General features: G+C 44.0%; 10 protein-coding genes. 3 read left to right on the top strand and 7 right to left on the bottom strand.

Translation table 11 applies throughout. From position 1 onward, the window contains the following. Positions 1 to 134: 134 nt before the first annotated feature. Together mnmA and Q7P33_RS15045 are read right to left on the bottom strand one after the other, a co-directional pair. Entirely contained in the window at positions 135 to 1211 is a 1077-nt protein-coding gene (mnmA, locus tag Q7P33_RS15050; protein ID WP_303871563.1) for a tRNA 2-thiouridine(34) synthase MnmA, read from the bottom strand. A gap of 45 nt (positions 1212 to 1256) precedes the next feature. Further along, a complete protein-coding gene (locus tag Q7P33_RS15045) occupies positions 1257 to 2447 on the bottom strand; it encodes an FprA family A-type flavoprotein (RefSeq protein ID WP_303871562.1) in 1191 nt (396 codons plus the stop codon). A gap of 429 nt (positions 2448 to 2876) precedes the next feature. Here Q7P33_RS15045 and Q7P33_RS15040 point away from each other — a divergent pair, with 429 nt between their 5' ends. Continuing rightward, on the top strand, positions 2877 to 3161 hold the full coding sequence (locus Q7P33_RS15040) for a hypothetical protein (protein WP_303871561.1): 285 nt from the start codon (positions 2877 to 2879) through the stop codon (positions 3159 to 3161). Positions 3162 to 3220: 59 nt separating this feature from the next. Here the strand turns inward: Q7P33_RS15040 and Q7P33_RS15035 are convergent, their stop codons facing one another. The 5 genes from Q7P33_RS15035 to Q7P33_RS15015 all read right to left on the bottom strand — a co-directional run bounded on the left by Q7P33_RS15035 (position 3221) and on the right by Q7P33_RS15015 (position 9650). Continuing rightward, on the bottom strand, positions 3221 to 3883 hold the full coding sequence (locus Q7P33_RS15035) for a putative ABC transporter permease (RefSeq protein WP_303871559.1): 663 nt from the start codon (positions 3881 to 3883) through the stop codon (positions 3221 to 3223). Between the two features lie 35 nt (positions 3884 to 3918). Next, a complete protein-coding gene (locus Q7P33_RS15030) occupies positions 3919 to 5145 on the bottom strand; it encodes a type II secretion system F family protein (protein WP_303871557.1) in 1227 nt (408 codons plus the stop codon). Between the two features lie 9 nt (positions 5146 to 5154). Further along, entirely contained in the window at positions 5155 to 6819 is a 1665-nt protein-coding gene (locus tag Q7P33_RS15025) for a GspE/PulE family protein (protein ID WP_303871555.1), read from the bottom strand. Positions 6820 to 7167: 348 nt separating this feature from the next. Further along, positions 7168 to 8376, bottom strand: coding sequence for an aspartate kinase (locus Q7P33_RS15020; RefSeq protein ID WP_303871553.1), 1209 nt, complete (start codon positions 8374 to 8376; stop codon positions 7168 to 7170). A gap of 20 nt (positions 8377 to 8396) precedes the next feature. Beyond that, positions 8397 to 9650, bottom strand: coding sequence for a homoserine dehydrogenase (locus tag Q7P33_RS15015; RefSeq protein WP_303871551.1), 1254 nt, complete (start codon positions 9648 to 9650; stop codon positions 8397 to 8399). Between the two features lie 150 nt (positions 9651 to 9800). On the opposite strand from Q7P33_RS15015, the gene thrC reads away from it, so the two are divergent. Together thrC and thrB are read left to right on the top strand one after the other, a co-directional pair. Beyond that, positions 9801 to 11306, top strand: a complete 1506-nt coding sequence (thrC, locus tag Q7P33_RS15010) for a threonine synthase (RefSeq protein ID WP_303871550.1) — start codon at positions 9801 to 9803, stop codon at positions 11304 to 11306. Further along, entirely contained in the window at positions 11299 to 12189 is an 891-nt protein-coding gene (thrB, locus tag Q7P33_RS15005; RefSeq protein ID WP_303871548.1) for a homoserine kinase, read from the top strand. Before thrC ends, thrB begins: the two co-directional genes overlap by 8 nt.

Genomic DNA, 12189 nt, shown 5'->3' with positions numbered 1-12189 from the left:
TTGTCTCTTCACAAGCTTCACCATTATACAAATATCACTGAATATAGTTTACCATAAAACCGTGGTTTTTACTCAAAAAAAATAAAAGAGCAAGCTAATTTAAGATTGCTCTTTTACTAATTTATTTTGCCTGTTTAAACCATTTCGATTGATTCAATGGTTGCACCGCCAAGACAGATATTATCCTGGTATAAAACCACAACCTGTCCCGGGGTCACTGCTTTTTGAGGTTGGTCAAATTCAACGTAAATCCGATCTGGAGCTACCCGAACCATTACGTCCTGGTCGGCTTGGCGATACCGAAATTTTGCCGTACACCGGAACTCTTTTGCTGGCGGATACCCGCCCACCCAATTCATTTCGGTGGCTTCCAGCGACTTTGAATACAGTGCTGTATGGTCTTCTCCCTGAACGACCACCAATTCGTTTCGCTCCAAATCTTTACTGACCACAAACCATGGTTCGCCGCTTCCTTCGCCGCCAATTCCAAGACCTTTTCGTTGACCCAGAGTATAATACATCAGCCCCTGATGCGTCCCCTTCACATTACCGGCCAGATCAACGATTTGGCCCGGCTGAGCAGGTAGGTACTGACTAAGAAACTTGGTAAAATTGCGTTCGCCAATAAAACAGATACCGGTGGAATCTTTTTTTCTGGCAGTAGCCAGATTATTTTTTTCTGCGATATGTCGCACTTCTTCTTTTGAAAGATGTCCAATCGGAAACATCACATCAGCCAGCTCTTTTTGTCCCAATTGACAAAGAAAGTAGGTTTGATCCTTGTTATGATCAAAGGCTCGTATTAAACGATACTGTTCATTGACAAAATCAATTTGTGAATAGTGACCTGTGGCCAGGTAATCACCCCCAACAACCTTCAATGCATAATCCAAAAAGCGCTTGAATTTTATTTCTCGGTTACAGAGAACATCCGGATTGGGCGTTCTCCCTTTTTTATACTCTTCCAGAAAATAAGAAAAAACAGAGTCGTAATATTCTTTGGCAAAATTCACTGTATAATAGGGAATATCAATGGCATCACACACCCGTCGCACATCATCATAATCTTCTGTGGCCGTACATACTCCCGATTCATCCTGTTCTTCCCAATTTTTCATGAAGACCCCGATGACCTCGTAACCACGTTCTTTTAACAATAATGCTGCAACCGATGAATCAACCCCACCTGACATGCCCACAACGATTTTCATTTATGTTTTCTCCCTCCGTTTTTTCTACCGAATTCACGCTTTATTCTACTGGATTATTTCTTTCGCCATTTTTTTTGCTAATTCATTTAAATCTGCGACATCCTGTTCGTCTGGGGTGCCCTTAATCATCAAGATTTCATTAAGGGTATCCACCTTGGCATGCTCAATAAATTCATTAAAGCTTTTATCTGCACCACCGCTCCAGCTGAAATCGGCAAAAAAACCGACTTTGTGATTATCAACTCTAATTTCACCCAATTTATAAAGCAGATTGGCCATTTTGGGAAAAATTTGTCCATAATAGGATGGGGCACCTAAAAACAGCCCTTTATATTTCCAGATATCAGAAATAATAAACGAAATATCGGTTTTAGCCACATCATAAAGCTTCACTTCTTTGACACCTTCGTTCTTTAAGGCGATCGCTAACATTTCTGCTGCCTTCTGGGTACAGCCATACATCGAACCATAGGCAATGACAACCCCAGGATCAGTTTCTTTGGCACTCATTTTTACATACATATCCAAAATATGTTTGGGATTATCCCGCCAGATCAATCCGTGTGAAGGACAGATCGTACTGATTTCAATACCACCCAGCTTATTAAGTGCTTTTAATGCCTGTCCGGCCACCTTACCAACAATACAGGCATAGTAACGACGGGTTGGCTCTTCAAAAGCGTCCAAATCATTATCGCCGTCAAAAATACTGCCGACTGGCGCTTTAAAGCTACCGAAGACGTCCATGGAGAAGAGTACCTTATCCGTGACATCGTAGGTAACCATCGATTCCGGCCAATGAACCATCGGCGTCATAAAAAACTGGAGGGTGTGTTTTCCCAGACAAAGGGTATCACCTTCACCAACCTCGTGAAGATTTTTGGTTATCTTATAAAAATTGTTCATGATCGGGAAGGTTTTTTTATTCCCAACGATGACCATTTCCGGATACTCTGTCAGCAGATCAGTAATCCCACTGGAATGATCCGGCTCCATATGATTAACAATCAGGTAATCTACCTTTTTATCACCAATCAGGGATTTGATTTTTTTTATGTATTCATCAGCTTTGATGGTTTTTACCGTATCGATAATGGCGACTTTTTCATCGTTGATCACGAAAGCATTATAGGAAACCCCTTCCTGATCAATTGGCCAAAGCCCTTCGAAAAGTGATGTTTGATAATCATTCACACCGACCCAAAAAATATCGTCTTTAATTTTTACTGCATTCATTTTATTCCCCACTTTCCTGATGTTCTCTCGAAGTTAAATATAACCTTAAATAGAAAATATTTCAAGAGAAAAAAAACAGATAATCCGGAATGGATCTAGAGAATAAGCCAAAATTAAGCTCGGCTGATATTAATAAACAAGTGGCCAAAAATAAAAAAGAGATGCATGCACACCTCTTTTTTAAGAAAATTAAGAAAGGAAATTAAAACGTTTTCACACCATGGGTTTATTATAACCGATTACATTTTAAAAATCCAGTGCTTTTTTAATTTTTTTATGCATTATTTTAATTTATTTTTCATTTATTGCCTTCGTTGCTTAACAAAAACTTAGAAAAATTTTTACCCTCCATTCTCATTACAGTTTTTTTGAAGCTGTGCTATAATGAATTCGATCAAGCATTTATCTGAAGTGAAAGGAGCTGGTTAAATGACTGAAACACGAGATTCCGTCTCTTCAACTGATTCACAATGGACCGAAAAAGAAATCAAAGAAGAGTTGCGTCGATTATTTCTGGGGGGAGATGACTGGAGTAAGGAAGCTTGCATGGGATACTTTTTAAAAACCTGCCAACGCACCAATCTGGACATCAAAACGACCCAAACCCTGGCGATCACCCTTTATCATCTGTTCGATGAATTGACCGTCGGCGATGCAAAAAAATTCTATTACAACGAATGTCACGCCATTTTATCCGGGCGCAATCATATTTAATTAGCACATTGTTTAAAGGGCTTTCTCCTACTTACAGAGAAAGCCCTTTTTTGATACGGTCAATGTCCGACATGAACCATATTCGGATAAATCTGATCCATAAAGTTATTTGGATATGTTGAATCCAAAAATTGCTCAAAGCCGCCACTTGCCGGAATACCCTGAATTCGCTCATTCCAGCGGTTTACGGCCAAGGCTGACATGGTCATGTTAAAAACCATAAAAACAACCAGAAGCCAAGTCAAGGGCACCCCGATATTTCTGGGAATCTTTTCAATCAATTTTGACATCAAGGGATAAATTTCTTTTACCCAGAGCAAACTAAGTGCCCCCCAATAGAACGAGTACTGCAGGCTGGTTCGCCCTCCAATGTTAAAAGGCATCTGATGATACTGCCATGACACCGTTCCAGTGGTTGCCTGCTGCACAAAGCTGCTGATAAATTCAAAACCGCCACCTAATACCATCCCCAATGCAAAGATAATACACCATTTCCGATTCGCAATCGGGTGAAGTACGAGCGTCATCAACACTGCACCAAAACCATAAACGGGATTGAAGGGGCCATAGATCAGCCCTTGACGACTTTGAATGTATCCATTTGTCAACAGACAATATAAGGTTTCAACGACCACTCCCAAAAAACAGCCGATCATAAATACCCAAAACAGCTTATAAAAATCAATTCCCGATGCAAAGCTTCTCCCTGCTTTTTTTGCCATATTCATCTCCTCATATCTATTTTTACACGTTTTACCTACATACTGGAATATGCCGAATATATATCAAATACTGGCAACATAATGGCCGCCAGAATGAACAGCACCAGCCCTCCAAACACCAGCAGAATAAGCGGCTCCAATGATGTATGAAGGAGCTGAATTCGAGATCGAACCTCATCTGTATAAATACGGTTTAGGGTTTCCAAAACTTCCGGTAAGGATCCCGATGCTTCCCCGGTCGCCACCAATTGACAAAAAAGTCTGGGAAAAACATCGCTTTCGGCCATTCCCTGGCTTAAACTTACTCCATTTGTTACCTTATTGCGAAGTTTCCTCAGCTCTGCTTTAATGTATCGATTATCCGCTACACCTTCTAGTCGTGATAATGCCACCAGCAAATCAACTCCGCTTTCCAGAAACATACCCAGGATTGCGGCCACTCTGGCCAAACAGACTTTATGATTCAGGACTCCCAAAAGCGGGATTTTTATGTTCAAACGATCCCTCAGCTTTGCCACCGTTTCAATTTCGCCTAAAAACACAAATCCGCCTGCCAGCCCCATCAGACTTAATAGAACGATTGGCCACCGGACACTTAAACTGTGACTCAGTCCCATCAGAAACCGGGTTGGACCCGGCAGTTCGGCATCCATCACTGTAAACATGTCAGCAAAGGTTGGCAGTACCATGGTGATTAGAAAAATCAGAACCACTACAAACACCATACTCAAAACCATTGGATAAAAAAGCGTCTGTTGGAGCTGTCGCCGATTCCTTTCTTCCGTGTCGTAATGCTCTGCCATTTTTAACAGGATCTCATTTAGATGTCCACTCGTTTCTCCTGCTTCCACCATAAAAATAAATAACGGCGGAAATGACTTGGGAAAGGCGGCCATCGCCTGGGAGAGGTTTTCTCCGGATTGAATGCGTTGGCGGACTCCCAAAATGTCCCGAGAAAAGCCGGTATTTGAAGTCTCTCCACCAATGAGTTCCAAACATGTCAAAATTGGGATTCCGGCATTTAACATGATATGAAACTGTCGGCAGAAACGGCTGAAGTCGCTGCCGGTTACTGTGCAAACCCGAATATTGAATTCTTTTTTAAACAACTCATCCCATTTCTTTTTTTCTCTGATTTCCAGTACAATCAAGTTTTGAGCCTGAAGAACCCGGGCCGCTTCCCGCCGGTTTGAGCCTGACACCGTTCCAGTGACGTCCTCGCCCTGCCTATCCTTTGCTTTATAATTATACCATCTTTCCATCGCTCCACCCTAACGATGCCACGCTTCTTCGAATACTAAAATCTCCAACCCCTGGTTGATGGATGTATTTCCCAACAGGAGATGGCGTTTCAGGGATTCTTCGATGGGCTGAAGCCCTTCTTCAATGGCTACTTTACGAATTGTATCATAGTCCGCGCCTTGACCAATTACTTCCCGGATTCTTCTGGTGATTTTCAACACTTCCTGTACCGCGATGCGCCCCTGATAGCCGGTACCATGACAAAGCGAACAGCCCACTGGATAGAAAAGCGCAACATCCTGATCCGTAATGCCCAGTAGCTTTTTTTCTGCTTCACCTGCCAGCGCTTTTTTCCGGCAGTTTGGACACAGACGTTTGATCAATTTTTGGGAAATTACCCCTCGGAGCGCTGCCGACAACAGGTATAGGGGAATCTTCATGTCCATCAACCGATTGATGGACGCAATGGCGTTGTTGGTATGAATGGTGGATAATACCAAATGCCCGGTAATCGCCGCCCGAATAGCCGTTTCTGCAGTGTCTTCATCACGAATTTCACCAACCATAATCACATTGGGATCTTGTCTCAAAATCGCCCGAAGGCCATTGGCAAAGTTTAGGCCGATTTTTTCGTTCACCTGAATCTGGTTGATATCGTCCATCTGAAACTCCACCGGATCTTCGATGGTGATAATATTTTGTGTTCGGGGATCCATACCATTTAGCAGGCTGTACAGTGTGGTTGACTTTCCGCTTCCCGTGGGTCCACAGACCAGAATCATGCCATGGGGGGCTTCCAATATTTCCTTCAATAAACGTTTTTGTTCACTGGAAAAACCCAGATCATCTACACCAACAAGAAAATTCTTTTGATCCAGAAGGCGCAGAACAATCTTCTCCCCGTGAATGGTCGGAATAATCGACAACCGGACATCGATTTGCCGATGTTCATACGTAGTGGTGAAAGCGCCATCCTGAGGATGGCGTTGCTCGGCAATATCGCAACCAGCCATTATTTTCAGCCGGGTAATTACTCCCTTCCAGATTTCTTTACTCAGTAGCCCAACCGGTATTAAGACACCATCAATTCGAAAACGAACCTGAATTTTCTGCGGAAAAACTTCCACATGAATATCACTGGCACCTCGGGAAACACCTTCATCGATCAGATCATTAACTAAGGTGACGACAGTCGGTTCCGGGGCCGTTTCTTTGTTTTCCCCCACGTTCATTAAATCCATGTTATCCCGATAAACAGGTTTTTGGTGATAGTATTTGCCAATCAAACCCAGGATACAATCCCGGGTCGCAACTAATATCTTGAGCCGTTTATCCGCGATTCGTTTCACCTGACGCAGTATTTCCTCATCGGTAGGATCGGCCATCAAAACCGTCAGCTGATCTTCATGCTCTTGATTCAGCGGAAAAACCAAATATTTTTTTGCCTGTTCTCTTGAAAAGAATTTTATAGCCCGAAGCTCCAATCGATCTTTTTGTGGATTATATAACTCAAATCCCCATTCATTGTGAAATATAGTCACTAAACGCTCCTGGGCAACAATCCGATCCTTAATCAATATATCTAAAACGGAATTCCCGGATCGCTCTGCTTCATCAATTCGTTCAGCTATGTTTTTTCGGGTGATTATCTGGTTTTTGAGAAGTATTTCCAGAACCAACTTATTCTCCTTCATCTCGTCTCCTCCGTCAGACTTATTCGTTCATCTCAATACTTGCAGTATAGCTGATTTGCCCATAAATATCCATACAAATCAACCAAAGCTGGAATTTCTCCCGATGCTTCACAAATTGATCGCGTCGATATCATATCGGAAAAATGCTTGTCCTGTTCACCTCTTCATTAAAAAAATCATTACTGATAAGCACCGCCGGACGAAAACCTACCTGTTTCATTGCCACTGTACCCACTAAAGTTCAATTTGATGATGTCCTCTAAGATAGATCAATGGAAAAACAGAATATCCTTAAATCAAAAAAGCTCTGAAACCGCTTTATCAAACGATCTCAGAGCTTTTAATTTATTACATATCGAATTTTTTGTGGATATGAACCATTGCTTCTTTGCCCCGTTCCTTGTCAATCAGACAGGAAATTTTGATTTCCGAGGTGCTGATGGTCTGGATATTGATTCCCAGTTCAAACAGCGCTTCAAAGAACTTGGAGGCAATTTCGGCATTGGCGACGATGCCGGTGCCGATCACAGAAAGTTTGGCAACACCCTGATCATATTCGACTTTTTGGGCATTGACCTCAAAGGCAAATTTCTGAGCCACCGAAACGGCTTCCTGCAGTTCATCCACATCAATGGTAAACGAAATATCATTAACCGATGTCCGGTTGACATTCTGAACAATCATATCCACATGAATATTGGCTTTTGCCAGAGCAGAAAACAGTCTAAAGGCAATCCCCGGTTGATCCGGCACTTCAAAGATTGAGATTTTTGCGATATTTTCATCAAGAGATACCCCTCGAACTAACACTTTTTCCATAATAACGTCCTCCTTAATAATGGTTCCTTCGTTATGATTATAGCTTGATCGTACCACCAGCGGTACCTTGAATTTTTCGGCCATTTCCACCGACCGAGGATGCAATACCTTGGCTCCGGTACTGGCCATCTCCAAAACTTCTTCATAGGAGATTTCATCAATTTTTGAGGCCTCTTCGACAATCCGGGGATCAGCGGTGTACACCCCATCAACATCGGTATAGATTTCGCAGAGTTCGGCTTTTAATGCCGCCGCCACGGCCACTGCCGAAGTATCGGAACCGCCCCGACCCAGGGTGGTAATATCCTTGTTTTCGTTGATACCCTGAAAACCGGCAACAATAACAATCCTACCGGCGGCCAGTTCCTTCTCAATCCGATGGGTGTGAATATCATTAATCCGGGCCCGTTTGTGAACATTGGATGTAACGATTCCGCACTGGGCACCGGTTAAACTGACCACGTCATGCCCCATGGCCTGAATCGCCATCGCCAGCAGCGATATCGAAACTTGCTCACCGGTAGCCAGCAACATATCCATTTCCCGGCTGGGAGGATGATCATTTATTTTTTTAGCCAGTTCAATTAGGTCATCGGTGGTATCGCCCATGGCTGAGACCACCACCACTACCTTCTTTCCTTTTTCCTTAGTCTCAATAATCCGACTTGCAACACGCTTTATTCTTTCCACATTGGCGACACTGGAGCCGCCATATTTCTGTACGATTAGATCTTGCATTTACCTCAGTCACTCTTTCCTTATTCATAGATCCGGGCATAAAAACATTCAGGCACCGTTTCTTTTAATTTTTCTGCCATTCTATTAAAATCATTGGCGGCAATGGCGTTTGTCACCACATAGACCTGATTATCATTAACAATGACGGTTTTTCGGGCGGCCACTGTTTCCACGGCGGTCAGCACCTGATCAAGCATTTCTTTGTCACTCAGATTTGCCCGTAAATAATATTTACCTTTAAATATGTCAGTACCCATTTTATTGAGCTGACGATTAAGCCGCAGCGGTTTGGGCAAATTCTGTTCTCCGACAATATTGAGAATATACAGGACATCGCCGACAACGGCATTGGCCGTCGCGTCTTTTCCGGCACCTTTGCCATAAAACTGCAGCTCACCGATGATATCCCCGGTGATCGAAATGATATTGAATTCACTGTTGACGTTACTCATAATCGAGGCTTCCTTAAACAGTACCGGCTCGACAGTGGTATAGACATTTTTTTCATCCAGAATGGAGTGTCCCAGATACTTGACCACGTAACCCATCGATCCAATCATCTCAATATCGGCGGCACGAATGTCGGTGATCCCCCGTTTATAAACATCTTCATCGCGAATAATGCTTTCATAGGCCATCGATGAGAGAATCGATAGCTTACGGGAGACATCGTATCCTTCCACATCAGCCGTCGGATCCGCTTCAGCAAAACCAATGGATTGGGCGAGGGCCAGGGTATCGCCAAAATCCGCTCCTTCTTCGGTCATTTTCGACAGGATGAAATTGGTGGTTCCGTTAAGAATCCCTTTGATTTCGGTAACCCGATTGATTTTCATTTCTTCTTTTAAACTGCCGATGATCGGAATCCCACCGCCGACAGATGCCTCGTAACGCAGAACCACGCCATTTTCTTCAGCCAGCGTCAATAGTTCCTGAAAGTACTCGGAGATGACAGCCTTATTGGCGGTCACAACATGTTTTCCCGCCCGGAGACACTCTTTGATCATTTCATATTCAAAGTCCATGCCACCCATCAGGGCAATCACCAGGCCAATACTTTCGTCTTCCAGAATTTCACTGGGGTGAGTCACAATTTTTCCAACGGTATCGCCCAGATCCTTGGTTGCATCCCGTTCCAGTACCTTGGTAATGACCGGACTTGACCTGCGGGACTCCACATCGGTAAAATTACCAGCAAACTTGCCTTTATTTAAATTGATGAGTTCGTAGACGCCAGAACCAATGGTTCCAAAGCCTAAAAGTGCGATATTCAATAAAATTCACCTCGTATATGTATTTATTCTAAAAACACTTGTTTTTTCAGTGAAAACATTCTATCATATAGCTAGGGGTTATTCAATACCCTCCCGGGAATAAATTTTTCCGATTTTTCCCGGCACACCATATTTTTTTGGAGGAATTACATGAAAAAAGGCTACAACAGCACGCGATCCAAAGACATCAACGTTACCGCATCCCAGGGCATCCTGCAAGGATTGGCCCCGGATGGTGGACTTTTCGTCCCCAATTTTATTGATACGATTAATTTAGATCCAACCCAGTTTATCGGAAAAAACTATGGCGAGATGGCCCACGCGATCTTTTCGGCTTTTCTTGATGATTTCAGTACCAAGCAAATTGATGATTCGATTCAGGGCGCTTATTATTCCGGTAAATTTGAAGAACAGGAACCAGTTGCGCTAAAAAAAGTCAACGACCGCTATTTTCTGGAACTTTTTCACGGACCCACCTGTGCCTTTAAAGATATGGCTCTGACTATTTTACCATATCTGATGGTAGAGTCCATGAAAAACGTCAATAACCAACAGAAAATTATGATCTTAACCGCCACCTCTGGAGATACCGGTAAGGCGGCCCTGGAAGGTTTTGCCAATGTCCCGGACATCAGCATCATCGTCTTCTACCCCAAGGATGGGGTCAGCACCGTTCAGGAAAAACAAATGCTGACCCAAATCGGTGATAACACCTGTGTGGTCGGTGTCGACGGCAATTTTGACGATACCCAAAATGGTGTTAAGATGATTTTAAACGACCCCCAACTGGCCGCTGAACTGGCACAAGCCAATGTGATCTTTTCCTCGGCTAATTCGATTAACATCGGCCGGCTGCTGCCTCAGGTCGTTTATTATTTTTACAGTTATTATGAACTGCTTAAGCGGGGTGAAATCCAGCCGGATGAAAAAATAAATTTCGTCGTCCCGACTGGGAATTTCGGCAATATCCTGGCCGGTTACTATGCTGCGCTACTGGGCTTGCCGGTTAACAAGCTGATCTGTGCCTCCAATGCCAACAAGGTTTTAACCGATTTCTTTGAAACCGGCAACTATGACCGCAATCGGGATTTTTATAAAACCTCGTCACCGTCCATGGATATTCTGATTTCCAGCAATTTGGAACGGCTGCTTTACGATATCTCCGGTGCGGATCCCGATGCCGTCAGTGATCTGATGGCGCAGCTAAAAAATCAGGGTGCTTATCAGGCTTCACAAACCCTGATGGAAAAAACCGGCCTTTTTTATGCCGGTACTGCCAACGAGACCGAAACCGCCCAAGCCATCAAAGCCATTTTTGATGACAGTCATTATCTGATGGATCCCCATACCGCCGTAGCCAATAAGGTTTATGAAGACTATCTCAGTGAAACCGGGGATACCACCAAAACGGTGATTGTCTCCACCGCCAGCCCCTACAAGTTTGGCCGTTCAGTTTATGAAAGCATTTTCGGTGAGTGCGACTGCAACGATTATGAGCTGTTAACGATTCTGGCAGAAAAAACCGGCACCACCATTCCACAACCATTAAAAGATCTGGACAAAAAAGCCAATCAGCATCAGGGTCAATGTGATAAAACCGACATGTCCCAGGCCGTTCTTGATTTTTTAAACGATCAGGTGACCAAAAATGATTAAGGTTCAGGTTCCCGGTACCTGTGCCAACATTGGCCCGGGGTTTGATGCCTTCGGTCTGGCACTATCGATTTATAATAACTTCAGTTTTGAAGAAAAAAATGACGGCAAACTGACAATCCGGGGAGTGGAGCGGAAGTATCAAAGCGATACCAACCTAGTTTACCGTTCGATGCAGAAGGTGTTTAAAAAAGTGGGCTACCGTCCCCGAGGTCTCTATATCCACACTGCCGTGGATATCCCCATCAGCCGGGGTCTGGGCAGTTCGGCCACCTGTATCGTCGGGGGACTCTTTGGTGCCAATGCCCTGATTGGATCACCCTTGGAAGTGGAGGAGCTGTTTGATATGGCAGTGGAACTGGAAGGCCATCCCGACAATGTCGCCCCGGCGATCTTCGGCGGCCTGGTGGTATCAATGAACGATCACGGCAAAAACATCTATATTAAGAGCTCAGTGCATCCCAGTTATGAGTTTTATGCCTTAGTGCCGGACTTCCCTTTATCGACAGCCGATGCCCGACAGGTTTTGCCGAAAAAAATCAGCTTTGCCGATGCCACCCATAATTTGCCCCGGGCCACCATGACCTATCTGGCCCTGGCCAACGGATCAGCCGATATTTTAAAGCTGTGCATGAAGGACCGCCTGCACCAACCCTATCGCAAGAAGCTGATTGCCCACTATGATGTGATTACCAAAAAAGCCCGGGAAATGGGTTGCCTCAACACCTGTATCAGCGGGGCCGGGCCCACCATTCTGGCTATTAATTCAGTGGATAACCATAATTTTAAGCCGGATATGCAAGCCTATTTAGCAGAAAAAGCACCGGGCTGGCAACTCATTTCTCTGGCCCCCGATCATACGGGTGTCCAGATTTTGGGAGGTTAA

The sequence above is a fragment of the Acetobacterium wieringae genome (genome assembly GCF_026646375.1).
GTDB classification, from domain to species: Bacteria; Bacillota; Clostridia; order Eubacteriales; family Eubacteriaceae; genus Acetobacterium; species Acetobacterium wieringae_A.
This window is presented reverse-complemented; position numbering and strand designations above follow the sequence as displayed.